The 22,384-nt window shown below is 68.0% G+C and carries 29 protein-coding genes; 19 read left to right on the top strand and 10 right to left on the bottom strand.

Annotation, left to right across the window (positions count from 1 at the left end; translation table 11 throughout):
- The first annotated feature begins 1 nt into the window (after position 1).
- A complete protein-coding gene (locus tag LRM18_RS10655; RefSeq protein ID WP_049466102.1) occupies positions 2-685 on the top strand; it encodes a DUF3108 domain-containing protein in 684 nt (227 codons plus the stop codon).
- A gap of 87 nt (positions 686-772) precedes the next feature.
- On the opposite strand, the gene LRM18_RS10650 is transcribed toward LRM18_RS10655, so the two are convergent.
- The 3 genes from LRM18_RS10650 to LRM18_RS10640 are packed head-to-tail and all read right to left on the bottom strand — an operon-like array spanning position 773 to position 2,610.
- Positions 773-1,090: a hypothetical protein gene (locus tag LRM18_RS10650; protein ID WP_049466099.1), complete on the bottom strand. Its 318-nt coding sequence runs from the start codon at positions 1,088-1,090 to the stop codon at positions 773-775.
- Positions 1,087-2,358: a UDP-N-acetylglucosamine 1-carboxyvinyltransferase gene (murA, locus tag LRM18_RS10645; RefSeq protein ID WP_049466097.1), complete on the bottom strand. Its 1,272-nt coding sequence runs from the start codon at positions 2,356-2,358 to the stop codon at positions 1,087-1,089. Before murA ends, LRM18_RS10650 begins: the two co-directional genes overlap by 4 nt.
- A 21-nt stretch (positions 2,359-2,379) precedes the next feature.
- Positions 2,380-2,610: a BolA family protein gene (locus tag LRM18_RS10640; RefSeq protein ID WP_021202589.1), complete on the bottom strand. Its 231-nt coding sequence runs from the start codon at positions 2,608-2,610 to the stop codon at positions 2,380-2,382.
- A 54-nt stretch (positions 2,611-2,664) separates the two neighbouring features.
- On the opposite strand from LRM18_RS10640, the gene LRM18_RS10635 reads away from it, so the two are divergent.
- The 16 genes from LRM18_RS10635 to LRM18_RS10560 all read left to right on the top strand — a co-directional run bounded on the left by LRM18_RS10635 (position 2,665) and on the right by LRM18_RS10560 (position 16,078).
- Positions 2,665-3,666: a KpsF/GutQ family sugar-phosphate isomerase gene (locus tag LRM18_RS10635; RefSeq protein ID WP_049466095.1), complete on the top strand. Its 1,002-nt coding sequence runs from the start codon at positions 2,665-2,667 to the stop codon at positions 3,664-3,666.
- 66 nt (positions 3,667-3,732) lie between these two features.
- Positions 3,733-4,281: an HAD hydrolase family protein gene (locus LRM18_RS10630; protein ID WP_049398160.1), complete on the top strand. Its 549-nt coding sequence runs from the start codon at positions 3,733-3,735 to the stop codon at positions 4,279-4,281.
- Positions 4,278-4,853: an LPS export ABC transporter periplasmic protein LptC gene (gene lptC, locus LRM18_RS10625; protein WP_049466093.1), complete on the top strand. Its 576-nt coding sequence runs from the start codon at positions 4,278-4,280 to the stop codon at positions 4,851-4,853. The genes LRM18_RS10630 and lptC overlap by 4 nt, the downstream gene beginning before the upstream one ends.
- Before the next feature lie 101 nt (positions 4,854-4,954).
- Positions 4,955-5,521 (top strand): lipopolysaccharide transport periplasmic protein LptA, encoded by a 567-nt coding sequence (gene lptA, locus LRM18_RS10620; protein WP_182067546.1) that lies wholly within the window; start codon positions 4,955-4,957, stop codon positions 5,519-5,521.
- Positions 5,521-6,240, top strand: coding sequence for an LPS export ABC transporter ATP-binding protein (gene lptB / locus LRM18_RS10615; RefSeq protein WP_049466089.1), 720 nt, complete (start codon positions 5,521-5,523; stop codon positions 6,238-6,240). The genes lptA and lptB overlap by 1 nt, the downstream gene beginning before the upstream one ends.
- 40 nt (positions 6,241-6,280) lie before the next feature.
- Positions 6,281-7,702 (top strand): RNA polymerase factor sigma-54, encoded by a 1,422-nt coding sequence (locus LRM18_RS10610; RefSeq protein WP_270954298.1) that lies wholly within the window; start codon positions 6,281-6,283, stop codon positions 7,700-7,702.
- Between the two features lie 58 nt (positions 7,703-7,760).
- A complete protein-coding gene (raiA, locus tag LRM18_RS10605; RefSeq protein WP_005415556.1) occupies positions 7,761-8,078 on the top strand; it encodes a ribosome-associated translation inhibitor RaiA in 318 nt (105 codons plus the stop codon).
- Between the two features lie 21 nt (positions 8,079-8,099).
- Complete coding sequence (locus LRM18_RS10600; RefSeq protein ID WP_053462355.1) at positions 8,100-8,552, top strand: PTS sugar transporter subunit IIA; 453 nt, start codon at positions 8,100-8,102, stop codon at positions 8,550-8,552.
- A complete protein-coding gene (gene hprK, locus LRM18_RS10595; RefSeq protein WP_005408388.1) occupies positions 8,549-9,499 on the top strand; it encodes an HPr(Ser) kinase/phosphatase in 951 nt (316 codons plus the stop codon). The genes LRM18_RS10600 and hprK overlap by 4 nt, the downstream gene beginning before the upstream one ends.
- A gap of 27 nt (positions 9,500-9,526) precedes the next feature.
- Positions 9,527-10,411 (top strand): RNase adapter RapZ, encoded by an 885-nt coding sequence (gene rapZ, locus LRM18_RS10590; protein WP_206631841.1) that lies wholly within the window; start codon positions 9,527-9,529, stop codon positions 10,409-10,411.
- Positions 10,412-10,822: 411 nt separating this feature from the next.
- On the top strand, positions 10,823-11,215 hold the full coding sequence (locus LRM18_RS10585) for a PTS fructose subfamily transporter subunit IIA (RefSeq protein ID WP_010483657.1): 393 nt from the start codon (positions 10,823-10,825) through the stop codon (positions 11,213-11,215).
- The gene (locus LRM18_RS10580; protein WP_005408385.1) at positions 11,208-11,477 is read left to right on the top strand and encodes an HPr family phosphocarrier protein; all 270 of its coding nucleotides are present in this window, start codon (positions 11,208-11,210) and stop codon (positions 11,475-11,477) included. Before LRM18_RS10585 ends, LRM18_RS10580 begins: the two co-directional genes overlap by 8 nt.
- Before the next feature lie 2 nt (positions 11,478-11,479).
- Positions 11,480-13,249 (top strand): phosphoenolpyruvate--protein phosphotransferase, encoded by a 1,770-nt coding sequence (gene ptsP, locus LRM18_RS10575; protein ID WP_049469655.1) that lies wholly within the window; start codon positions 11,480-11,482, stop codon positions 13,247-13,249.
- Positions 13,250-13,476: 227 nt separating this feature from the next.
- Positions 13,477-14,838 carry a magnesium transporter gene (gene mgtE / locus LRM18_RS10570; RefSeq protein ID WP_270954274.1) on the top strand — a complete coding sequence of 454 codons (1,362 nt, stop codon included), beginning with the start codon at positions 13,477-13,479 and terminating at the stop codon, positions 14,836-14,838.
- A 105-nt stretch (positions 14,839-14,943) separates the two neighbouring features.
- On the top strand, positions 14,944-15,210 hold the full coding sequence (locus LRM18_RS10565; RefSeq protein WP_049469661.1) for a hypothetical protein: 267 nt from the start codon (positions 14,944-14,946) through the stop codon (positions 15,208-15,210).
- A gap of 70 nt (positions 15,211-15,280) precedes the next feature.
- On the top strand, positions 15,281-16,078 hold the full coding sequence (locus tag LRM18_RS10560; RefSeq protein WP_270954272.1) for a prolyl oligopeptidase family serine peptidase: 798 nt from the start codon (positions 15,281-15,283) through the stop codon (positions 16,076-16,078).
- 69 nt (positions 16,079-16,147) lie between these two features.
- Here the strand turns inward: LRM18_RS10560 and LRM18_RS10555 are convergent, their stop codons facing one another.
- The 4 genes from LRM18_RS10555 to LRM18_RS10540 all read right to left on the bottom strand — a co-directional run bounded on the left by LRM18_RS10555 (position 16,148) and on the right by LRM18_RS10540 (position 18,520).
- Positions 16,148-16,366: a hypothetical protein gene (locus tag LRM18_RS10555; RefSeq protein ID WP_270954270.1), complete on the bottom strand. Its 219-nt coding sequence runs from the start codon at positions 16,364-16,366 to the stop codon at positions 16,148-16,150.
- A 133-nt stretch (positions 16,367-16,499) separates the two neighbouring features.
- On the bottom strand, positions 16,500-17,450 hold the full coding sequence (locus tag LRM18_RS10550) for an aspartate carbamoyltransferase catalytic subunit (protein WP_049469670.1): 951 nt from the start codon (positions 17,448-17,450) through the stop codon (positions 16,500-16,502).
- A 16-nt stretch (positions 17,451-17,466) separates the two neighbouring features.
- Positions 17,467-17,961 (bottom strand): Holliday junction resolvase RuvX, encoded by a 495-nt coding sequence (gene ruvX, locus LRM18_RS10545; protein ID WP_049469673.1) that lies wholly within the window; start codon positions 17,959-17,961, stop codon positions 17,467-17,469.
- Positions 17,954-18,520, bottom strand: a complete 567-nt coding sequence (locus tag LRM18_RS10540; RefSeq protein ID WP_049469678.1) for a YqgE/AlgH family protein — start codon at positions 18,518-18,520, stop codon at positions 17,954-17,956. Before LRM18_RS10540 ends, ruvX begins: the two co-directional genes overlap by 8 nt.
- 89 nt (positions 18,521-18,609) lie before the next feature.
- Between LRM18_RS10540 and LRM18_RS10535 the strand changes: the two genes are divergently transcribed.
- Complete coding sequence (locus tag LRM18_RS10535) at positions 18,610-19,155, top strand: DNA-3-methyladenine glycosylase I (RefSeq protein ID WP_164688130.1); 546 nt, start codon at positions 18,610-18,612, stop codon at positions 19,153-19,155.
- Positions 19,156-19,239: 84 nt separating this feature from the next.
- Here LRM18_RS10535 and LRM18_RS10530 read toward each other — a convergent pair whose 3' ends face one another.
- Both LRM18_RS10530 and LRM18_RS10525 read right to left on the bottom strand, forming a co-directional pair.
- Positions 19,240-19,947 (bottom strand): YitT family protein, encoded by a 708-nt coding sequence (locus tag LRM18_RS10530; protein ID WP_049469684.1) that lies wholly within the window; start codon positions 19,945-19,947, stop codon positions 19,240-19,242.
- Between the two features lie 109 nt (positions 19,948-20,056).
- Positions 20,057-20,269, bottom strand: a complete 213-nt coding sequence (locus LRM18_RS10525) for a DUF4287 domain-containing protein (RefSeq protein WP_270954263.1) — start codon at positions 20,267-20,269, stop codon at positions 20,057-20,059.
- Between the two features lie 93 nt (positions 20,270-20,362).
- Here LRM18_RS10525 and LRM18_RS10520 point away from each other — a divergent pair, with 93 nt between their 5' ends.
- A complete protein-coding gene (locus LRM18_RS10520; protein ID WP_053504882.1) occupies positions 20,363-21,262 on the top strand; it encodes a LysR family transcriptional regulator in 900 nt (299 codons plus the stop codon).
- Between the two features lie 42 nt (positions 21,263-21,304).
- On the opposite strand, the gene LRM18_RS10515 is transcribed toward LRM18_RS10520, so the two are convergent.
- The gene (locus tag LRM18_RS10515) at positions 21,305-22,288 is read right to left on the bottom strand and encodes an aldo/keto reductase (RefSeq protein ID WP_049469693.1); all 984 of its coding nucleotides are present in this window, start codon (positions 22,286-22,288) and stop codon (positions 21,305-21,307) included.
- Positions 22,289-22,384: the final 96 nt, after the last annotated feature.

Raw genomic sequence — 22,384 nt, 5'->3', positions numbered from 1 at the left:
CATGAGCACCCTGACCCGCCCCCTCGCCTGGATCGCTGCAGCCGCCCTGTCGGTGGCCAGCCTGCCGGCCATGGCCCTGCAGCCGTTCAAGGCCGACTATCTCGCCAGCTACATGGGCATGCAGGCCAATGGCAGCATGACCCTGAGCAGCGAGGGCGCCAACAAGTGGCGCTACACGCTGCAGGTGAAGAACCAGCTGGCGGACCTGAGCCAGAGCACCGTGTTCGAGGAAGTACGCGGCCAGCTGCGCCCGCTCAGCAGCCAGGACCGTTCGGCGCTGCTGGTCAAGAAGCGCAACGTGCAGGCCACCTACAACTGGACCAGCAACCAGGCCACCTGGACCGGCGACATCAAGCCGGACCGGGCCGGACCGATCGCGCTGAAGGCCGGTGACATGGATGCCCTGCTGATCAACCTGGCGATCGCCCGCGACCTGGCGGCCGGCAAGCCGTTGACCTATCGCATGGTCGACGAAGGCCGCATCAAGAACATGACCTATCGCGTGGTCGGCAAGGAGTCGATCACCGTGGGCGGCAAGAGCTACGAAGCCACCAAGGTCTCGCGTGCCGACGGCAACAAGGAGCTGATCGCCTGGATCGTGCCGGAATTCCCGGTGCCGGCGCGCATGCTGCAGCGTGAGAGTGGCCGTGACGCGCTGGACCTGACCATCAAGGCGATGAACTGAGCGCCGGGGTCGGAGCCCTTTCCGATGGAAAGGGATCCGGCCCCAGGCACCGCGCAAAGAAAACGCCCGCTTTCGCGGGCGTTTTTCTTACTTCTTTTCCTCGGCCGCGGCCGGCTTGAACTCGGTGCGGCAGTCCACGCGGATCTGCTCGCCGGTGCTGCGCCAGACGAAGGTGCGGCAATGGCGGTTGCCCTCCTGGCTGTCGTTCACTGCAACGGCATAGAACGACTCGATGATCTCGTCGCGCGAGACCGTGCCATCGCCATTCCAGTCCATGTCCTTCTGCTCGATGCCCTGGGTGATCGCGATGTTGGCGTACCAGGCGTAGCCCAGCCACGCCAGCACGATCAGGACCAGGGCCAGCAGCGCCTTGCGGCGCGGGCTGAACTTGCCACGCAGGATCATGGCACGCGCCGGATGGTGGCGCCGAGCGAAGACAGCTTCTCTTCGATGTTCTCGTAGCCACGGTCAAGGTGGTAGATGCGGTCGATGGTGGTCTCGCCGCGGGCCATCAGCCCGGCCAGGATCAGCGACGCCGAGGCACGCAGGTCGGTGGCCATCACCGGCGCACCGCTGAGGTGATCGCTGCCGCGCACGATGGCGGTATGGCCTTCGACCTGGATGTCCGCGCCCAGGCGCAGCAGTTCGTTGACGTGCATGAAACGGTTCTCGAAGATCGTTTCATTGATCACGCCAACGCCGTCGGCCACGCAGTTGAGCGCCATGAACTGCGCCTGCATGTCGGTCGGGAAGGCTGGGTACGGCGCGGTGGTCAGGTTGACCGCCTTCGGCCGCTTGCCCTGCATGTCCAGGGTGATGGTGTCGTCGGTGGTCTCGATCTTCGCACCGGCCTCGACCAGCTTGGACAGCACCGCGTCCATGGTGTTCGGGCGCGCACGGTTGACCGTGACCTTGCCACCGGTCATCGCTGCGGCCACCAGGAAGGTGCCGGTCTCGATGCGATCGGGCAGCACTTCGTGGCGGCCACCGGACAGGCGCTCGACGCCTTCGATGACCAGGCGCGCGGTGCCCAGGCCTTCGATCTTTGCACCCAGCGCGATCAGGCAATGCGCCAGATCGGTCACTTCCGGTTCCATCGCGCAGTTGTCGAGGATGGTGGTGCCTTCGGCCAGCACCGCGCCCATCAGCACGTTCTCGGTGCCGGTCACGCTGACCATGTCGAAGGTGAAATGGCCCCCCTTCAGGCGCTTGGCCGTGGCCTTGATGAAGCCGTTCTCGACCACGATCTCGGCGCCCAGCGCCTGCAGGCCCTTGATGTGCTGGTCGACCGGGCGCGAACCGATCGCGCAGCCGCCGGGCAGCGACACTTCGGCCGCGCCGAAGCGGGCCAGCAGCGGGCCCAGCACCAGGATCGAGGCGCGCATGGTCTTGACCAGTTCGTACGGCGCGACGTGCTGGTTGACCGGGCGCGGATCGACCACGATCGCGCTGCCGCGCGACAGCGTGCCCTGGTCGATGGTGACCTTGGCGCCCAGTTCGCCCAGCAGCTTCACCGTGGTGACCACGTCGTGCAGGTGCGGCACGTTGGTGATCTCCACCGGCTCATCGGCCAGCAGGGTCGCGCAGAGAATGGGGAGGACGGCGTTCTTGGCGCCGGAGATGCTCACTTCACCGTGCAGCGCAGCGCCGCCGGTCACAACGATCTTGGCCATGTATTGGGGATCTTCTGCGGTTCAGCCGGCTTCGGCCGGGGTCACGGTTTTCAGCGCCAGCGCGTGGATCGCGCCGCCCATCAGGTCGCCGAGGGTGGCATAGACCATCCGGTGGCGGGCCAGCGGCATCTTGCCGGCAAAGGCCTCGCAGACCACGGTCGCTTCGAAATGCACGCCATCGTCGCCACGCACGTCGGCGCGGGCGCCGGGCAGGCCGGTTTCGATCAGGTTGCGGATGGTGTCGGCGTCCAACGGGCTTTCCTAATAAAATGAGCGCTCATTCTACTTCCGCTGCGTGGCGTCCGCATGGCCGAGTCCCTCCTGCCCCCCCGTTCCGTCGATCCGGCCAGCCTGGTCGCCAGTGGCCGCCGCGTCTTCGAGATCGAACAGCAGGCCCTCGACGCGGTCGCCACCCGCCTCGGCGAGGCCTTCCAGCAGGCCTGCCAGGCGATCCTGGCCAGTCGCGGCCGGGTGGTTGCCACCGGCATGGGCAAGTCCGGGCACATCGCCCGCAAGATCGCCGCCACCCTGGCCTCCACCGGCACGCCGGCGTTCTACGTGCACCCCGGTGAAGCCGGCCACGGCGACCTGGGCATGATCACCGAGGACGACGTGGTGCTGGCACTGTCCTACTCGGGTGAGTCGGACGAGCTGCTGATGCTGCTGCCGGTGCTCAAGCGCCAGGGCAACCTGCTGATTTCCATGACCGGCCGCCCGCAGTCCAGCTTGGCCACCGCCGCCGACATCCACCTGGACGTGAGCGTGCCGGCCGAGGCCTGCCCGCTGGCACTGGCGCCGACCTCCAGCACCACCGCTTCGCTGGCGATGGGCGATGCGCTGGCCGTGGCCCTGCTCGATGCACGCGGCTTCACCGCCGACGACTTCGCCCGCTCGCACCCGGCCGGCAGCCTCGGCCGCCGCCTGCTGCTGCACATCACCGACGTCATGCACACCGGTGAGGACCTGCCCAGCGTGGGTGCCGACGCCAGCCTCAGCGAGGCGCTGGTCGAAATGAGCCGCAAACGGCTGGGCATGACCGCCGTGGTCGATGCCGACGGTGTGCTGATCGGCCTGTTCACCGACGGTGACCTGCGCCGGGCGCTGGACAGCGCGCTGGACGTGCGGACCGCGAAGATCGCCGATGTGATGACCCGCAACCCCCGCACCATCGGCGCCGACCAGCTGGCCGTGGAGGCCGCCCGGCAGATGGAAACCCAGAAAATCAATGGCCTGATCGTGGTCGATGGCCAGGGCCGCGCGGTCGGCGCCCTGAACATTCATGACCTGTTGCGGGCCCGGGTGGTTTAACCGACAGTCCGTAGACCCCATTCAGTCTGTAACGCCCCACCCGAATCCACCGAGCCCGCCCCCCTGATGCCCTGGTCCCCCCTGCCCGCCTTCCCCGCCCACCTGCATGCCGCCGCGGCCCGCATCCGCCTGGCCTGCTTCGACGTGGACGGTACCCTCACCGACGGTCGGCTGTACTACGACAAGGACGGCAACGAGAGCAAGGCATACTTCGTGCAGGATGGCCTGGGCCTGAAACTGCTGCAGCAGCACGGTATCCACCCCGTGCTGATCACCGCGCGCAACAGCCAGTCCGCGCTCAAGCGCGGCGCCGACCTCGGCATCGACACCCAGATCGCCGTGGGCGACAAGCTGGCCAGCGTGCAGGCGCTGTGCGCGCAGCATGGCATCGGCCTGGAGCAGGTGGCCTTCATGGGCGACGACCTGCCGGACCTGGCGCCGCTGGGCGCGGTCGGCCTGGCAGTGGCCCCGGCCAATGCCCACCCGTGGATCGCCGAGCGCGTCCATTGGCAGACGCGCGCCGATGGCGGCCGTGGCGCGGCACGTGAGCTGTGCGACATCCTGCTGGCTGCCCAGGGCCATGTGGACGCGGTGCTGGCGAGGTTCGGCGCATGAACCTGCCGACCCTGAACTGGCGCACCGTGCTTGGCATCGGCCTGCTGCTGGCCGCGCTGCTCAGCAGCTGGGCGGCCCTGCGCAACCGCGACAAGGGCGCGGCCGCGGCCGGCCAGGACGTCGGCGTGGACTACATCCTGCACGACTTCCAGATCGTCGCGCTGGATGAGCAGGGCAAGGAATCGACCACCCTGCGCGCGCCGTTGCTGGAACGCCAGCGTGGCGACCAGACCATCAACATCGCCACGCCGCTGTTCGAGATGCCGGACAAGGATGGCAAGCACTGGACCCTGCGCGCCGAGACCGGCTGGCTCAGCGCCAAGGGCGACCAGATGAAGCTGCGCGGCAATGTCGCCGGCGACAGCCCGGCCGGTCCGGGCGTGGTGCCGACCACCTTCCGCACCGACCACCTGGATGTCTTCCCGAAGGAGAACCGTGCCCGCACCGACGCGCGGGTGGTCATGACCCGCCCCGGCATGGAACAGTCCGGCGTCGGCTTCGAGGTGGATTCGAAGAACAACACGTATCATTTCCTCAGCCAGTCCAAGGGCCGTTACACGCCCCGACGCTGATTCCGCCGCCCTCCTGCGACGTCCCCGGACCGGCGCAAGGAAGGCAGCTCCCCCACCCGCCCCCGGGTTTCCGGGCGGCCCCACCGGTAGAACGGACCCCGATGAAGATTCCCTTTGCAGCCGTACTCGCGCTCGGCCTCCTTGTTCCCAGCGCAGCCTTTGCCAAGTCGACCGACCGCAACGAGAACATGAACATCGAGGCCGGCGCCCAGTCGGGCGTGCTGACCGGCGACGGCAAGACCGTGCTGTCGCAGGGGGTGACCGTCACCCAGGGCACGCTGGACCTCCGCTCGTCCGAAGCCGAGATCTACCTGAAGGATGGCGAAGCCGTGCGTGCGGTGTTCACCGGCAAGCAGGCCACGATGAAGCAGCAGCTCGACGATGGCACCTGGATGGACGCGGTGGCCGATCGCATCGACTACGACATCAAGACCGAGATCATCACCCTGACCGGCAACTACAAGGTCACCAGCGCGCGCGGCACCAATGCCGGCCAGCGCATGGTCTACAACACCCGCAGCGGCGAGATGAACTCCGGTGGCGATGGCAGCCGCGTGCGCACGGTCATTCCGCCGAAGAACAAGAACGCGGCTGCACAGCCGGCCGCTGCGCCCAAGGCGGCGGCTCCGGCCAGCACGCCGGCCAAGCCGACCGGGAGCAAGAAGTAATGCTCGTCGCCAAGGGCCTGCGCAAGCGCTACAAGCAGCGCGAAGTCGTCAAGGACTTCGGGCTGACCCTCGACGCCGGCGAAGTGGTCGGCCTGCTCGGCCCCAACGGCGCCGGCAAGACCACCTGCTTCTACATGATCGTCGGCCTGGTCGCCGCCGATGCAGGCAGCATCGTGCTCGACGGCAAGGACATCACCGGCGACCCGATGTATACCCGTGCCAAGCAGGGCGTGGGCTACCTGCCGCAGGAACCCTCGGTGTTCCGCAAGCTGACCGTGGCCGACAACCTGCGGCTGGTGCTGGAGCTGCGCGAAGACCTGGATTCGGCCGGCCGCGAACGCGAATTGAACAGCCTGCTCGACGAACTGCAGCTGGGCCATGTGGCCGACCAGCTCGGTGCAAGCCTGTCCGGTGGCGAACGCCGCCGCTGCGAGATCGCCCGCGCCCTGGCCGCGCAGCCGCGCCTGATCCTGCTCGACGAACCGTTCGCCGGTGTCGACCCGATCTCGGTGGGCGAAATCCAGCGCATCGTCACCCATCTGAAGCAGCGCGGCATCGGCGTGTTGATCACCGACCACAATGTGCGCGAGACCTTGGGAATCTGCGACCGCGCGTATATCCTCGCCGAGGGCACCGTGCTGGCCCAGGGCTCGCCGGAGGCGATCCTGGACAACGCCGACGTACGTCGCGTCTACCTTGGGGATTCCTTCAAGTTGTGACCGCAGGCGCCGGGGCCCTTACCTTCCGTTCGGCACAGGCATGAAGACTCGGCTGCAGACATCGTTGGGACAGCAGCTGGTGCTCACGCCCCAGCTGCAGCAGGCCATCAAGCTGCTGCAGATGTCCACGACCGAACTGGAGCTTGAGATCGCCCAGGCGGTGGAGAGCAATCCGCTGCTGGACTGGGCCGACAGCAACGACAGCAGCACCGCCGATGACGGCGGCGGCAGCACCGGGGCCGACGCACCCGCCGAACGCACCGACACCGGCGACGACTGGGCGCCGGCCGAGCTCGACTGGAGCGCCGCCGGCAGTGGCGGCAGCTTCGACGATGACGATGACACCGGCAGCGCGGCCGAGCGCGTGGCCGAAACCGAGACGCTGGCCGACCACCTGCTGTGGCAGCTGCACCTGTCGCATCTGTCCGCCCGCGACCGCAGTATCGGTGCGGCCTTGATCGATGCACTGGACGACGATGGTTACCTGCGCGAACCGTTGGCCACGATCGCGGAAACGCTGTTGCCAACGATCCATGCCGACGAGGACGAGATCCTGGCGGTGCTGCACCGCATCCAGCGCTTCGACCCGGTCGGTGTTGCCGCGCGCACGCTCGGCGAGTGCCTGCAGCTGCAGCTGGACGTGATGCCTGGCGACACGCCGGGGCTGGCCCTGGCGCGACAGATTGCCGCAGGCCCGCTGGAACGGCTGCCACGCAGTGGCGTCGCCGGGCTGGCCCATGAACTGAAACAGCCGCTGGACGAGGTCGAGACCGCAGTGACCCTGCTGCGCTCGCTGGACCCGCGCCCGGGCACGCAGGTTGCGCCGCTTTCGCAGGATACCTACGTGGTACCCGACGTGGTGGTGTGGCGGCAGAACGGCATCTGGCGCGCGGCGCTGGCCGGCCATGCCGGACCGAGGGTAGTGATCCATCGTGGCTACGAACAGCTGATCCGACGTTGTGGCGAGGCCGACGCCGGTTACCTGCGCGCCCAGCTGCAGGAAGCGCGCTGGCTGCTGAAGGGACTGCAGCAGCGCGGCGAAACCCTGCTGCGCGTCGTGCGCAGCCTGATCCTGCAACAGGCCGGGTTCCTCGAATTCGGCGAGCAGGCACTGCGTCCGCTGACCCTGCGCGAGATCGCCGCCGAACTGGGCCTGCACGAATCCACCGTGTCGCGTGCGATCGCCCGCAAGTACGTGCGCACCCCGCGCGGCACCCTGCCACTGCGCGCCTTCTTCGCCTCCGGCATCGATACCGAAGGCGGCGGCGAGGCGTCCAGTACCGCCATCCAGGCGATGATCCGGCGCCTGATCGACGATGAGAACCCGCGCAAGCCGCTTTCTGACGCCAAGCTGGCTGAGCTGCTCAAATCGTCGGGAATTCCAGTAGCGCGGCGCACCGTGGCGAAGTATCGTGAAGCCATGAACATCTCCGCCTCGCACGAAAGGGTCAGAATCGCTTGACGCGCCGCCGCGCCCGGCGGAGAGGTTCATTGGCACATCCGAACACAGGAGAAACCCGATGCGCATCGAAACGTTTGGCAAAGACGTCGAAGTCACCCCGGCCCTGCAGTCCTATGTAGAGGAGAAGCTGGCCCGGATCGGAAAGCACTTCGACCAGCACTGCGAAGCGCGGGTGACCCTCAAGCTGCAGAAGACCGAACACCACGTCGACGCCAGCCTCAACATCCCCGGGCAGACCCTGCACGCCGAGGCCGGTGGCCAGACCATGTATGCCGCGATCGACCTGCTTGCGGACAAGCTTGACCGCCTGGTCATCAAGCACAAGGAGAAAAAACAGCAGCACGCACCGCTGCCGGTGGGCGACAATGGTGGCTGATCGCCACCGTTCCCCGCAGACATGCCCCTGACTGACCTCCTGGCGGCCGTGCAGACCCAGCTCTGCACGGCCTCCGACCGTGACAGCGTCCTGCAGGCCGCCGCCGGGTTGCTGGCCTGCCGCCAGGCCAATGCCGAACAGATCTATCTGAACCTGTGCCAGCGCGAAGCCCTGGGCAGCACCGCGATCGGCCACGGCATCGCCATCCCCCATGGCCGCGCGCCGGCCCTGGACCGCCCCCGTGGCGCCCTGCTGCGCCTGGCGGCCCCGGTCGACTTCGGCGGCGACGAGCCGGTGGACCTGGTGTTTGCGATGGCCGTCCCGGCCCACTACACCCACCAGCACCTGATGCTGCTGTCCGAGCTGGCCGAGCTGTTCTCCGTGCCCGACATCCGCCAGGCCCTGCGTGAAGCGGGCGATGCCCGCGCGCTGCGCGAGGCGCTGGACATGACCCCTCCTGCGAGTGCCGCATGAATACCAGCATCACCGCCCGTGAACTGTTCGAACAGCAGCGCGAGCGGCTGGGACTGCGCTGGGCCGCCGGCAAATCCGGTGAGAAGCGCGAGCTGGAGGCCGGCAACACGGTCTCGCGGCGCCCTTCGCTGGCCGGCTACCTCAACGCCATCTATCCCAACAAGGTGCAGATCCTGGGCACCGAGGAACTGTCCTGGCTGGACGCGCTGGAACCGCGGCAGCGGTGGGAGACCATCGAGAAGATCATGCAGTCGCATCCGCTGGCGCTGGTGCTGACCCGCAACCAGGCGTGCCCGGAAGACCTGCGTGCCGCCGCCGATGAATCCGGCACGCCGCTGTGGCTGTCGCCCAAGCGCGGCCACGAACTGCTCAACCACCTGTCCTACCACCTGGCGCGCACGCTGGCACCCCGCGTGATCCTGCATGGCGTGTTCATGGAGATCTACTCGATCGGCGTGCTGATCACCGGCGAGGCCGGGTCGGGCAAGAGCGAGCTGGCGCTGGAACTGCTCAGCCGCGGGCACCGCCTGGTCGCCGACGATGCCCCCGAGTTCACCCAGATCGCCCCGGACGTGCTCGACGGCACCTGCCCCGAGCTGCTGCAGGACCTGCTGGAAGTGCGCGGCCTGGGCGTGCTGAACGTGCGCGAGATGTTCGGCGACACGGCTGTAAAGAAGAACAAGTACCTTCGGCTGATCGTCCACCTGACCAAGCCGATGACCGAACCCACCCCGCATGGCTACGAGCGCCTGACCGGCGACTCGGGTACCCGCCATGTGCTGGACCTGGATGTCCCGCTGATCACCCTGCCGGTGATGCCCGGCCGTAACCTGGCCGTGCTGACCGAGGCCGCGACCCGCCTGCATATCCTGCGCACCAAGGGCATTGATCCGGCGGCGATGTTCATCGCCCGCCACAGCAACCTGCTGGAACGGCGCACCCCCTGATTCCCCTGCCCCGCGAAGAGCCTGTCCATGAGCACCGCAACCCCTACCGCCCCGACCCTGATCATCGTCAGTGGCCTGTCCGGCTCGGGTAAATCCGTCGCCCTGAAGACCTTCGAAGACCAGGACTACTACTGCTCGGACAACCTGCCCATCCAACTGCTGCCGGACTTCGTGCGCAGCCTGCTGGCCAACCATGACGGCAGCGCGCCGCGCCGGCTGGCGGTAGGCATCGACGTCCGCGGCCAGGCCGACCTGAGCCAACTGGGCAACTGGCGGCAGCTGGCCACCGATGCCGGCGTGGAAGTGAAGGTGCTGTTCTTCGAAGCCAGTGACGAGGCGGTGCTCAAGCGCTACGCCGACACCCGTCGCCGCCATCCACTGAGCCAGCTGCGGCTGTCATTGCCCGAGGCCATCGCCCGCGAACGCGAACTGACCGCGCCGCTGCGCCGTGAGGCCGATGCGGTGATCGATACCAGCCACCTCAACGTGCACCAGCTGCGGCGGCGGATCATCACCGAGTTCGCGATGGGCCATGCCACCGGCCTGTCGCTGCTGTTCGAATCGTTCGCCTACAAGCGCGGCGTACCGGCCGAGGCGGACTTCGTGTTCGACGCGCGTGTGCTGCCCAATCCGCACTGGGACCCGGACCTGCGCGCGCTCAGCGGCCGTGAGCCCGGCGTGCGCGACTACCTGGAGGCACAGCCGGACGTGCAGCGCTACCTGGCCCAGCTGATGGATTTCCTGGATACCTGGCTGCCGAAACTGGGCGATGGCACGCGCAGCTACGTGACCGTGGCGTTCGGCTGCACCGGCGGCAAGCATCGCTCGGTGTACCTGGCCGAGCGCATGGCCCGGCATGCGCGCGAGAAGGGCTGGGAAGACGTGGCCACCTACCACCGCGAACAGGATTGAGGGGGTCGGCCGGGCTGCGCCCGGCACCCGCCGGTAGTGCCGGCCGCTGGCCGGCAACAGCAACAGCAAAAGCGGCAGTCCGTGGGATGGCGGGACGGTGTGGGCAGGCAGGACACGCCGTGAACCCCTCCCTGGGGGCTCGATGGCGCCATCCATGGCGCCAACGGTCCTGCCTGCCCACACCGCCCCGCCTCTGACAGATTCCGTGTGCTGTTGGTGGGTGTCGACCTTGGTCGACACGGTAGATCCACGCCATGCGTGGATGAATCGCTTTCAGGCATCGAAAAACGGGTGGCGTCGGATCTCTTTTTCAGCGAAAAAGGGCTCGCCAGCGAGCAACACTGAATACGGGACACAGTACCCCTCGCCTGCTGCTATCGCCAATTCACCTTGACCTGTTAACGTGCGGTAATGACCTGTGGCATTCTCCTCGTAACACATCCCGGGGTCGGGACCGCCCTGCTAGACGTGGCGACCCGGCTGCTGCGGCAATTGCCGCTGAAAACCGAAGCTTTCGAAGTACCGTTCGACGCAGACCTGGACGCCCTGCTGCCACTTGCCTCGGCCGCCCTGCGGCGGGTCGACGGCGGTGAAGGCGTGCTGATCCTGACCGACCTGTACGGCGCCAGCCCCGCCAACCTTGCCGGGCAGCTGGCCCGGCTGGGGACCCCGGTTCGCCGGGTGTCGGCGCTGAGCCTGCCGATGTTGCTGCGGGTGATGAATTATCCGGAACAGGGACTGGATCAACTGCCCGCCACAGCCGCGGCGGGTACCCGTAATGGAGCGATAGTCGACGATGCTTGAACGAGAACTCACCGTCAGCAACCGCCTGGGCCTGCATGCCCGGGCCACCGCCAAGCTGGTGCAGACCCTGGCACCGTTCCGCTGCAACGTGACCATGGCCGCCAAGGGCCGTGAGATCAACGCCAAGAGCATCATGGGCGTGATGCTGCTGGCCGCGGGCCAGGGCACTCCGGTCACCGTGCGCATCAACGGCGAGGACGAAGCCGCCGCGATGGAGGCGGTGGTCGGCCTGTTCGAACGCCGCTTCGACGAGGACAGCTGAGCGTGCCACGCGCACGCGCCGGCCAGCTTCCCCCGGGCCAGCGGCCGGTACAACGGCTGGCCGGGCACGGCGCCGCCCGTGGTACGGCGATGGGCCGGGCCCGGGTGCGCCTGCCGCATGCGCTGGAAGTGGCCGAACAACGTGTCGCCCCCCACCAGGTCGAGGCCGAGCTGGCGCGCCTGCACCATGCCGTGGATGCCGCGCGTATGGAAATGCACGAGCTGCGGCAGCGCCTGCATGGCGCACTGAACCAGGAAGTGGGCGAGTTCCTGGACCTGCACGCGCTGCTGCTGGACGACCCGGAGCTGCTGTATGGCCTGGACGAACTGATCCGCAGCGGCCCGTACAGTGCCGGTTACGCCCTGCGCCTGCAGCGCGACCGCCTGGCCAAGGTCTTCGATGGCATGGACGATGCCTACCTGAAGAGCCGCATGGACGACCTGGACCATGTGATCGGCCGTATCCATGCCTTCCTGCAACCCGAACGCGCGCCGGCAATGAAGGGCCTGGCCGGTGAGATCCTGGTCTGCGACAACATCGCTCCGTCCGAGCTGGCGCAGCTGCAGGCGCAGGGCGTGGTCGGCATCGTCACCGCCGCCGGCAGCGCGCTGTCGCACAGCGCGATCCTGGCACGCAGCCTGCACCTGCCGCTGATCGTCAACGTGCCGCAGCTGCTGAGCCGCATCGCCGACGGCGACGTGCTGATCATCGACGGCGCCGACGGCAGCATCACCGCCAACCCGTTGGCGGACAACCTGCGTGACTACCGCACGCGCCTGAAGGAGCACGCACGCGAGCAGCGCGAGCTTGGCCGCCTGCGCAGCAAGCCCAGCCGCACCCGCGACCAGGTCGACATCGCCCTGCTGGCCAATGCCGAGTCGCTGGAAGACGTCACCCAGGCGCATGCGCTGGGTGCGCAGGGGCTGGGCCTGTACCGCACCGAATTCCTGTTCCTGCAGCGCAACGAGCTGCCGGACGAAGAAGAACAGTTCCAGACCTACCGGGATGCCGCGCTGGGCATGAGCGGCCGGCCGGTCACCATCCGCACGCTCGACCTGGGTGCGGACAAGGCCGATCGCACCGGCCTGACCCTGAGCAACGAAGAGAATCCGGCGCTGGGCCTGCGCGGCGTGCGCCTGTCGCTGGCCCGACCCAAAGTGGCCGACACCCAGCTGCGCGCGATCCTGCGCGCCTCCGCCTACGGCAAGCTGCGCGTGCTGGTGCCGATGATCAGCACCCGCGAGGAACTGCTGGCGGTGCGCCGGCGCATGCTCAAGCTGAGCGAACAGCTGCGCGCCGAAGGCCACATGGTGGCCGAACACGTGCCGCTGGGCGCGATGATCGAAGTGCCGGCGGCTGCACTGGCGCTGGAGAGCTTCATCGATCTGGTCGACTTCCTGTCGATCGGCACCAACGACCTGGTGCAGTACCTGCTGGCCGCCGACCGCAACAACGAGGCGCTGGGCGAGTTGTACTCACCGCTGCATCCCGCTGTGCTGCGGCTGCTGCAGATGGTGATCGAGACCGGCGCACGCCACCGTATTCCGGTCGCGGTCTGCGGCGAAATGGCCGGTGATGCGCGGATGACGCCGCTGCTGCTGGCACTGGGCCTGAGCGAGTTCAGCCTGCACCCCGGCACCCTGCTGGAAGTGCGCCGCGCGATCCGCGACGCTGACCTGGGCGCACTGCGCGCCCGCGCACCGAAACTGCTGGCCGCGCGTGACCGCCGTGCCATCGAACGCTGGCTGGCGCTGGTGGCCGATACGCCCTGATACCACCCGCTCGCCGGGCATGCATGCCTGGGGTCAGATCCCTTTTCCGCGGGAAAAGGATCTGGTCCCGTCCCGTTGAACGCCAGGAGGTTGCCGGCCAGCGGCCGGCACTACCGCCACCCGGCGGCTATGCGCTGAAACATCCCCTTGCGATAATGACGCGCTGAACACCCCTGTTGCCGCATCCTTGCCGGGATCGCGGCTTTTCTTATCCCGCGGGAGCTGCGATGGCTGAAGCCGTACGCCACGACAAGACTGCGCGCCAACTGCGGATGTTGTCCGATGCACTGGACAGCGGCCGGCTGGGCCCGGTGCGTCGGCTGGTCAATACCCTGGCCCCGGCCGAGATCGGCAACCTGCTTGAATCGCTGCCGCCGGGCAAGCGCGAAGTGGTGTGGGGCCTGGTGGATCCGGACGATGACGGCGAGGTGCTGGTCCACGTCGGCGACGACGTGCGCGAAAGCCTGCTCGCGGACATGGACCCGGACGAAATCATCGCCGCGGTCGAAGACCTGGACATCGACGATCTGGCCGACCTGGTCGAAGACCTGCCGGATACGGTCATCGACGAAGTCCTCAAGTCGATGGACCGCGAGAACCGCGAGCGCCTGGAACAGGTGCTGTCCTATCCCGAGGACAGCGCCGGCCGCCTGATGAACCCGGACGTGGTGACCGTGCGCGCCGACGTCAACGTCGACGTGGTGCTGCGCTACCTGCGCCTGCGCGGCGAACTGCCCGACCACACCGACCACCTGTTCGTGGTCAGCCGGCGCCATCAATACCTCGGCCGGGTGTCGCTGGCGGCCCTGGTGACCCACGAGGACACCACCCCGATCAACCGCCTGATCGATGACGAGCAGCCGGCCATCGACGTCGGCGAGAGCGACCAGGAGGTCGCCCGCCAGTTTTCCGACCACGACTGGATTTCCGCCCCGGTGGTGGATGAGAACAACATCCTGGTCGGTCGCATCACCATCGATGACGTGGTCGACATCATCCGTGGCCAGGCCGAGCATCAGGCGCTGGGCGCCGCCGGCCTGGACGAGGACGAGGACCTGTTCAGTCCGGTCTGGCGCGCGATGCGCCGCCGCCTGATGTGGCTGTCGGTGAACCTGTGCACGGCCTTCCTGGCCTCCAGCGTGGTCGGCCACTTCGAAGGCACGATCGACAAGCTGGTGGCGCTGGCCGTGCTGATGCCGATCGTGGCGGGCCTGGGTGGCAATGCCGGCACCCAGGTGCTGGCGCTGATGGTGCGCGGCCTGGCGCTGGGCCAGGTGGGCGCCTCCAACGCGCGCACGCTGCTGTGGAAGGAAGTGCGGGTGGCCGCGCTCAATGGCCTGCTGCTGGGCTCGATCCTGGGCATGATCGTGCTGGTCTGGTTCCACTCGCCCGGGCTGTCGGCGGTGATCGCCATCGCGCTGACCTGCAACCTGCTGTTCGCCGCACTGGCCGGCGTGCTGGTGCCGCTGACCCTGAAACGCCTTGGCTTCGACCCGGCACTGGCCAGTGGCATCTTCCTGACCGCCGTGACCGACTCGATGGGCTTCTTCACCTTCCTCGGCCTGGCCACGCTGGTGCTGCTGCACTGATCCCTGCCGGGCCGGATCCCCGCAACGCGGAGCGCCGACCCACGCCAAAACCCAGGGTCGGATCTCCGCTGCGCGGGGCTCTGACCCGATTCCAACTGGACCCCCATGGCCACCACGATCGAAAACTATTTCCAGCCCGGCTGGCGCGACCAGCAGCACACCTGCCCGGCCTGCGAATGGAAGGGCAGTTCGCGCGCCATGGAGATGGAACTGGACGAGGACGCGACCGAGTACGCCTGCCCGGTCTGCGAAAACCCGTTGCTGGTGGTGCTGCACCCGGACCTGGCGCAGGTGCAGGCCGCCGCCGCCGAGGGCAACGCCGAGGCACAGGAGCAGCTGGCCATCATCGCCAGCGTGCCGCGGCCGCAGTGACGCAGCGCACGATGCCACGTTGACCTGCGCGGACTACGATGCGGCTGAACCCACCGCTTCTGGAACGCCGATGGTCCGTAGGATGATGCGCTGGCTGCCGATGCTGGCGGTCCTGATGATGGCCGGCTGCGCCTCGCAGCCGGAGAGCGCGCGCGGCCGCTTCGAATCGCGTGCAGTGAAAGTGGATGGGCGTACCGCCTATTACCAGGTGTTCATTCCGGCAACCGCGGCGCGCACGCCTGGCGCACTGCCGGTGGTGCTGTTCCTGCATGGATCCGGCGAGCGTGGCGGCGACGGTGTCAAGCAGACCCATGCGGGGCTCGGGCCGCACCTGCGCAGGCACGCGGCCGACTTCCCCGCATTGGCCGTATTCCCTCAGGTGCCGGGCCACGAGGAATGGAGCGGGCGCAACAACCGCGTCGCGCTGGCCGCCCTGGACGCCACCATCGCCGAGTTCGGTGCCGACCCCTCACGGCAGTACCTGACCGGAATGTCGATGGGCGGCTATGGCAGCTGGAACATCGCGCTGGATGACCCCGGGCGCTTCGCCGCGATCGTGCCCGTGTGCGGCGCGGTGCTGGCGCCGCGCGCGGTGCGCCCGACCCTGTTCGTCGAACGGGTGGCCCATGAAGCCGATCCGTATGCGGCCATCGCCCAGCGCCTGAGAGGCACGCCGATCTGGATCTTCCACGGTGCGCTGGATGATGTGGTGCCGCCGGATGACGACCGCCGGCTGCACGCCGCATTCCAGAGCGCCAACGCACGCGACGTGCGCTACACCGAATACCCGGACGGCAACCACAACGCCTGGGATGCCACCTACGCCGACCCGGCGATGTGGGACTGGCTGTTCGCGCAGAAGCGCTGAACCACGACGTCCGGTGGTTGCCCACCAAGGTTGGAACCTGCTTTCGGTGGGTGCCAACCTTGGTTGGCACTATCTGTCCGCCCTGATCGGATTCGCCATCACATGCATTGCGTGCCGGAACAGCGATTCATGGGTCAGACCTTCCAGATCCAGACGCTGGTCCTGCATGGCGGTAACCGCAACGGCGTCATTGGCAAACAGAGCCGCCCGGCCATGCACGTTCGTGGTGAGGATGTAGCTCTGGCCGATACTGGAATGACGCCCTGGCGGGAGACGGGTGCTGCTCATGCAGAAGAGCATGGGCGGGCGCATGTTCCCTGAACATCGGGAAATCACCTTCGCCCGGGTAGGCCAGTGCCAACCAAGGTTGGCACCCACCCCACCGCCAGTGCCAACCAAGATTGACACCTGCCAAGGCGGGTCAGCCCAGCAGGGTTTCCAGCACGGCCATGCGCACGGCGACGCCGTTGGCGACCTGGCGCAGCACCCACGACTGCGGGCCGTCGGCCACGTCGTCGGTGACTTCCACGCCGCGGTTGATCGGGCCCGGGTGCAGCACTGCAGCGTCCTTGCCGGCGCGGGCCAGGCGCTCGCGGGTCAGGCCGTACTGGGCGTGGTACTGCTCCAGCGACGGCACCAGGCCTTCCTCCATGCGCTCGCGCTGCAGGCGCAGCATCATCAGCGCGTCGACGCCTTCGAGCATCGCGTCGAAGTCATCGCCGACCACGCAGCCCTTCAGGGTCTCGTCATCCGGCAGCAGCGACTGCGGGCCGCAGACGCGGATCTCGCCCACGCCCAGCGTACGCAGCGCATGCAGGTCGGTGCGGGCCACGCGCGAGTGCTTCACGTCGCCGACGATCACGACCTTCAACTTCGAGAAATCCGCGCCCTTGGCCTGGCGCAGGGTCAGCATGTCCAGCAGGCCCTGGGTCGGATGCGAACTGCGGCCGTCACCGGCGTTGATCAGTGCAGTGCCCTCGCCCGCCGCCTCGGCCAGTGCGGCCACGGCGCCATCATCGGGATGGCGTACCACGAAGCCGCGTACGCCCATTGCTTCCAGGTTGCGCAGCGTGTCGCAGGCGGTTTCGCCCTTGCGGGTGGACGACGTCGACGCATCGAAGTTCAGCACGTCGGCGCCCAGGCGCTGCGCGGCCAGCTGGAACGAGCTGCGGGTGCGCGTGGACGGCTCGAAGAACAGCGTGCACACCGCCGAGCCGGCCAGCACGTGGCGCTTGTTGCCAACGCGGCCGACCGCGGCATCGCGGATCTGTCCGGCCCGATCAAGCAGTTGCAGCAGGGTTTCGCGCGGCAGGCCCTCCAGGGTCAGCAGGTGGCGCAGGCGTCCGGAGGCATCGATTTGCTGGGCGGTCATGGCGGGAGTCGTGCAGTCAGGGAATGGGGGTGGCGTCGTCCGGCGACGACAGCCAGCGGTCGATGATCACCGCCGCGGCCACGGCATCGAGGGCGGCCGCATCGCGGCGGCGCTTGCGCCCTTCAGCGCGCTCGACGGCGAAGCGGCGCGCGGCCTCGACCGAGCTGGAACGCTCGTCGATCATCACCACCGGCAGCTTGAAGCGTTCCCGCAGCTGGCGGGCAAAGCCCTGCGCGCGCTTGCGGTTGGGCTGGTCCTGGCCATCCAGCGTCAGCGGATCGCCGACCACCAGGCCGTCGGGCTTCCATTCCTTCAGCAGGCGCTCGATCGCGGTCCAGTCCGGGCCGTTGCCGTGCACATCGACCACGGCCACTGCGCGCGCATGCGCGGCGAAGGCACTGCCGATGGCCACGCCGATCCGGCGCGAGCCGACATCAAATCCCAGGACCGTGCCGTCGCGGCGGATGGCCGGAGCCGGAGGCGCCGCCGCGGGCGTGGTCGGCTCAGACATGGCCGCTGTAGTCGGTCAGCCGGAACAGGTCGACGCCGATGCGCGAGGCCGCTCCCTGCCAACGCTGTTCCAGCGGCAGCTGGAACACCAGCTCGGCATCGGCGGGTACGGTCAGCCAGCTGTTCTCGGCCAGCTCGGTTTCCAGCTGGCCTGCGCCCCAACCGGCACAGCCGAGGGTAACCACGGCGTTGGCCGGGCCTTCGCCGCGCGCCATCGCTTCGAGGATGTCGCGCGAGGTGGTCAGGTACAGCCCTTCGCCGACGATCAGGCTGGAGTCCCACGCCCTTGCATCGTCATGGATGACGAAGCCACGTTCGGGATGCACCGGGCCGCCGTTGAGCACCATGCGCGCCTGCAGCTCACCATCGCCGGTGGCGATGTCCATCTGCGCGAGCACTTCGCCCAGCGTGTACTCGGACGGCTGGTTGACCAGCACGCCCATCGCCCCGTTCTCGTCGTGCTGGCAGATCAGCGCGACACTGCGGGCAAAGGTCGCGTCGAGCAGCGACGGCAGCGCGACGAGCAGGTGATCGGCAAGGGAGGTCGGCGTTACAGGCATGGCTGACATTCTAGCGGCTGGGCGCGCCGGGCGCCTCCACCCGGCGGTCACGGCGCGCATAATGACCTCCCCCCGCGCAGGAGTTCGACGTGTCCGGTTACTGCCTCATCGCCCCGGGCCATCCGGTGCACGACGACTACCACGCCAACGAATACGGCTTTCCGCAGCGCGACGAGCGCGAGCTGTTCGAGCGGCTGGTGCTGGAAATCAACCAGGCCGGGCTCAGCTGGGAAACGATCCTGAAGAAGCGCGAGGGCTTCCGCGCGGCCTACGACGGCTTCGCGGTGGACCGCGTGGCGGCGTATGCCGAGCAGGACATCGAACGCCTGCTGTCGGACCCGGGCATCATCCGCAACCGCCTGAAGGTGCTGGCGGCGATCCACAACGCGCAGGTGATCCAGCAGCTGCGGGCCAGCCATGGCAGCTTCGCGGGGTGGCTGGACGCACATCATCCGCGCAGCAAGGCCGACTGGGTGAAGCTGTTCAAGAAGACATTCCGCTTCACCGGCGGCGAGATCACCGGCGAATTCCTGATGAGCCTGGGCTACCTGCCCGGCGCGCACGCCGCAGACTGCCCGGTGCATGCGCGGCTGCTGACACTGTCACCGCCCTGGTTGCAGGCCACCGCGCGCTGATGGATATCCGCCGGGCATGGCCCGGGGTCATCACCCGCGGCGTTCCGGGGTTGCCGGCCAGTGGCCGGCACTACCGTCGGATCGTCACACGCCCATGTAGCGGCCGGGGCGATGGTTGAACATCAGCACCAGGCTGAGCACCACCGCGCCGATGGCCGAGTACAGCACCTTCGACGGCGACAGCACGAAGAACGCGGCCACCATCAGGCAGGCGTCGTAGGACATCTGCACCTTGCCCGCGCTCCAGCCACGGGTGCGCTGCAGGTACACCGCCAGGATGCCGATGCCGCCGAGGCTGGCACGATGGCGGATGAAGAACAGGATGCCCAGGCCCGACAACGCGCCACCGACGATCGCCGAGTACAGCGGGTTGATGTGCGAGAAGTCGATCCAGCGCGGCAACAGGTCGGTCAGCACGCCACAGGCGGTGACCGCAGCGAAGGTCTTCAGGGTGAATTCCCAGCCCATGCGCCGCAGCGCCACCCAGTAGAACGGCAGGTTGACCAGCACGAACACCAGGCCGAAGTTCCAGCCCATCGCGTAGTGCAGCAGGAACGCCAGGCCGGCCATGCCGCCGATCATCAGCCCCCCCTTGGCGAAGATGGCCAGGCCCAGCGAGGCCACCATCGTGGCCAGCACCATGCCCTGCACGTCCTCGGCGATCGAGTGACGCAGCGCTTTCTCATCGGCGGTGGTGCCGGCACTGTCGGGCGGAGGGGTCAGCGGACCAGCGGTGACCAGGTGGCCGTCAGCGTCGTCGCACGGCGCGGGGCCATGGGAAGGAAGGGACATGCGGGTGGGGGAACAGCAGGTGGGGAGCGGTATTAGACACGATCTGCATGACAGTTGCAGATGAAATCGTTCAGCTGAATGCGCCCTACTGTGCCCGCTCCGGCGCGGCTCAGCCCCTGCCGGCCAGATGGTGCGCCACCAGCGCGTTGGCATGGCCATGGCCCAGCCCATGCTCACTTTTCAGGAAGCTGACCAGTTCCATGTGTTTCAGGCCCTTCTGTCCCGCCAGCAGCCCCAGCCAGTGCGCCACCGGCTGCCCGTAGGTCCTCTCGATGGAGGGGAAGTAGGAGGCCGGGCCTTTGGGCCTGGTGTCAGTGCTCATGCGGAAGCTCCTTGCGTTGGATGTACCGTTACGACGAGCCGGGGATCCGGAAATCGACAGATCCGTTCAATCCGGGAGCCGTATCATCCCTGCATGCCCCGTGAAAACCTCAACGACCTGCAGGCCTTCGTCCACGTCGCCCGCGAGGGCAGCTTCACCAAGGCCGCCGCCCAGCTGGGCGTATCCCAGTCCGCGCTCAGCCATGCCATGCGCGGCTTGGAACAGCGCCTTGGCGTGCGCCTGCTGACCCGCACCACCCGCAGCGTATCGACCACCGAAGCCGGCGCGCGTCTGCTCGACACCCTCGGCCCACGCCTGGCCGAGATCGAGGATGGCCTGGCCGCGCTGGCCGAGTACCGCGAGCGCCCGGCCGGCACCATCCGCATCAATGCCACCGGCCATGCGGCCGAGTACATTGCCTGGCCGCGGCTCGCGCCCCTGCTGCAGCAGTATCCGGAGCTGAAGGTGGAACTGGCCGCCGATTACGGGCTGGCCGATATCGTGGCCGAACGTTATGACATCGGCATCCGCCTCGGCGAGCGGCTGGCGCGCGACATGATCGCGGTGCCGATCAGCCCGCCGCTGCGCATGCGCGTGGTCGGTGCGCCCCGCTACTTCCGCCAGCACGTGGCGCCACGGCATCCGCACGAGCTGGCCGACCACAACTGCGTGACCCTGCGCCTGCCCACGCATGGCGGGCTGATGCCGTGGGATTTCGGCCAGGACGGCAACGAACTGAGCGTGCGCGTGAGCGGCCAGTGGACCTTCAACACCATGGGCATGACCCGCGCCGCAGCGCTGGCCGGCAGTGGGCTGGCGTGGTTGCCGGAGGACCAGGTGCAGCCGATGCTGGACGATGGGCGACTGCAGTCGGTGCTGGATGACTGGTGCCCGCACTTCGATGGCTACTACGCCTACTACCCGTCGCGCCGCCACGTGACCGTGGCGATGCGCACGGTGCTGGATGCGCTGCGCGGGCCTATGCAGGGGTGAGGGTCAGGGAGTGCGGACCGACGGTCCGCACCCACCTGGTGATCAACCCTTGGCCTGCGCCGCACGCTGCGCGTTGTAGCGCTCGCCAACGATCGACACCTCGTCCAGCGCCTGCGCGATGCGTTGCAGTTCTTCCGGCGCCAGCTGCAGGTCGACCGCGCCCAGGTTTTCTTCCAGGCGATGAACCTTGGTGGTGCCCGGGATCGGCACGATCCACGGCGCCTGTGCCAGCAGCCAGGCCAGCGCCACCTGCGCCGGCGTCGCGCCCCGTGCTGCCGCGATCGTACTGATGCGATCCACCAGCGCTTGGTTGGCGCGGCGCGCCTCCACTTCGAAACGCGGCACGCTGTTGCGGAAATCGTTGGCGTCGAAGGTGGTGTCGGCGTTGATCGTGCCGGTGAGGAAGCCGCGGCCAAGCGGGCTGAATGGCACGAAGCCGATGCCCAGCTCCTGCAGCGTCGGCAGCAGTTCACGCTCCGGCTCGCGCCACCACAGCGAATACTCACTCTGCACGGCGGCGACCGGCTGCACCGCATGCGCGCGACGCACGGTGGCAGCGCTCGCCTCGGACAGCCCGAAGTGGCCAACCTTGCCTTCGGCGATCAGGTCGCGCACGGTGCCAGCCACATCCTCGATCGGCACGTTCGGGTCGACGCGGTGCTGGTAGAACAGGTCGATATGGTCGGTGCGCAGGCGCTTGAGGCTGGCTTCGGCGACGGCGCGGATGTTCTCGGGGCGGCTGTCCAGGCCGTCATCGGTGCGCGCGCCCTTGAATCCGAACTTGGTGGCAATCACCAGCCTGTCGCGGTGGGGCGCCAGCGCCCGGCCGAGCAGATCTTCGTTGGTGTACGGGCCGTACACCTCGGCGGTATCGAAGAAGGTCACGCCGCGCTCGACGGCGGCCTCCAGCAGGGCCACACCCTGGCTCTGCTCGACCGGCTGGCCGTAGGCATGGGTCAGGCCCATGCAGCCCAGGCCGAGGGCGGAAACCTTCAGGCCGCTGCGGCCCAGTTCGCGTGTCTGCATCGTCGTGCTCCAGAGGGGGAGTGCTGACGATACGCCTGTCGTGGCGCTGGATTGAGCCAGCCCGGCCGCAGTCGGTCATGACCGGAATTCATCAAT

This window comes from Stenotrophomonas sp. PI_27, assembly GCF_027854495.1.
GTDB lineage: Bacteria > Pseudomonadota > Gammaproteobacteria > Xanthomonadales > Xanthomonadaceae > Stenotrophomonas > Stenotrophomonas pavanii.
Note: the sequence above shows the minus strand (reverse complement) of the source record. Positions and strands in the feature narration are given on the sequence as shown.

What these genes read in the sequence shown, in the direction of transcription:
- LRM18_RS10655 (WP_049466102.1), top strand. Translation starts at nt 2, where the DNA reads ATGAGCACCCTGACCCGCCCCCTCGCCTGGATCGCTGCAGCCGCCCTG.
- LRM18_RS10650 (WP_049466099.1), bottom strand. Translation starts at nt 1,090, where the DNA reads ATGATCCTGCGTGGCAAGTTCAGCCCGCGCCGCAAGGCGCTGCTGGCC.
- murA (WP_049466097.1), bottom strand. Translation starts at nt 2,358, where the DNA reads ATGGCCAAGATCGTTGTGACCGGCGGCGCTGCGCTGCACGGTGAAGTG.
- LRM18_RS10635 (WP_049466095.1), top strand. Translation starts at nt 2,665, where the DNA reads ATGGCCGAGTCCCTCCTGCCCCCCCGTTCCGTCGATCCGGCCAGCCTG.
- LRM18_RS10630 (WP_049398160.1), top strand. Translation starts at nt 3,733, where the DNA reads ATGCCCTGGTCCCCCCTGCCCGCCTTCCCCGCCCACCTGCATGCCGCC.
- lptC (WP_049466093.1), top strand. Translation starts at nt 4,278, where the DNA reads ATGAACCTGCCGACCCTGAACTGGCGCACCGTGCTTGGCATCGGCCTG.
- lptA (WP_182067546.1), top strand. Translation starts at nt 4,955, where the DNA reads ATGAAGATTCCCTTTGCAGCCGTACTCGCGCTCGGCCTCCTTGTTCCC.
- lptB (WP_049466089.1), top strand. Translation starts at nt 5,521, where the DNA reads ATGCTCGTCGCCAAGGGCCTGCGCAAGCGCTACAAGCAGCGCGAAGTC.
- LRM18_RS10610 (WP_270954298.1), top strand. Translation starts at nt 6,281, where the DNA reads ATGAAGACTCGGCTGCAGACATCGTTGGGACAGCAGCTGGTGCTCACG.
- raiA (WP_005415556.1), top strand. Translation starts at nt 7,761, where the DNA reads ATGCGCATCGAAACGTTTGGCAAAGACGTCGAAGTCACCCCGGCCCTG.
- LRM18_RS10600 (WP_053462355.1), top strand. Translation starts at nt 8,100, where the DNA reads ATGCCCCTGACTGACCTCCTGGCGGCCGTGCAGACCCAGCTCTGCACG.
- hprK (WP_005408388.1), top strand. Translation starts at nt 8,549, where the DNA reads ATGAATACCAGCATCACCGCCCGTGAACTGTTCGAACAGCAGCGCGAG.
- rapZ (WP_206631841.1), top strand. Translation starts at nt 9,527, where the DNA reads ATGAGCACCGCAACCCCTACCGCCCCGACCCTGATCATCGTCAGTGGC.
- LRM18_RS10585 (WP_010483657.1), top strand. Translation starts at nt 10,823, where the DNA reads ATGACCTGTGGCATTCTCCTCGTAACACATCCCGGGGTCGGGACCGCC.
- LRM18_RS10580 (WP_005408385.1), top strand. Translation starts at nt 11,208, where the DNA reads ATGCTTGAACGAGAACTCACCGTCAGCAACCGCCTGGGCCTGCATGCC.
- mgtE (WP_270954274.1), top strand. Translation starts at nt 13,477, where the DNA reads ATGGCTGAAGCCGTACGCCACGACAAGACTGCGCGCCAACTGCGGATG.
- LRM18_RS10565 (WP_049469661.1), top strand. Translation starts at nt 14,944, where the DNA reads ATGGCCACCACGATCGAAAACTATTTCCAGCCCGGCTGGCGCGACCAG.
- LRM18_RS10560 (WP_270954272.1), top strand. Translation starts at nt 15,281, where the DNA reads ATGGTCCGTAGGATGATGCGCTGGCTGCCGATGCTGGCGGTCCTGATG.
- LRM18_RS10555 (WP_270954270.1), bottom strand. Translation starts at nt 16,366, where the DNA reads ATGAGCAGCACCCGTCTCCCGCCAGGGCGTCATTCCAGTATCGGCCAG.
- LRM18_RS10550 (WP_049469670.1), bottom strand. Translation starts at nt 17,450, where the DNA reads ATGACCGCCCAGCAAATCGATGCCTCCGGACGCCTGCGCCACCTGCTG.
- ruvX (WP_049469673.1), bottom strand. Translation starts at nt 17,961, where the DNA reads ATGTCTGAGCCGACCACGCCCGCGGCGGCGCCTCCGGCTCCGGCCATC.
- LRM18_RS10540 (WP_049469678.1), bottom strand. Translation starts at nt 18,520, where the DNA reads ATGCCTGTAACGCCGACCTCCCTTGCCGATCACCTGCTCGTCGCGCTG.
- LRM18_RS10530 (WP_049469684.1), bottom strand. Translation starts at nt 19,947, where the DNA reads ATGTCCCTTCCTTCCCATGGCCCCGCGCCGTGCGACGACGCTGACGGC.
- LRM18_RS10525 (WP_270954263.1), bottom strand. Translation starts at nt 20,269, where the DNA reads ATGAGCACTGACACCAGGCCCAAAGGCCCGGCCTCCTACTTCCCCTCC.
- LRM18_RS10520 (WP_053504882.1), top strand. Translation starts at nt 20,363, where the DNA reads ATGCCCCGTGAAAACCTCAACGACCTGCAGGCCTTCGTCCACGTCGCC.
- LRM18_RS10515 (WP_049469693.1), bottom strand. Translation starts at nt 22,288, where the DNA reads ATGCAGACACGCGAACTGGGCCGCAGCGGCCTGAAGGTTTCCGCCCTC.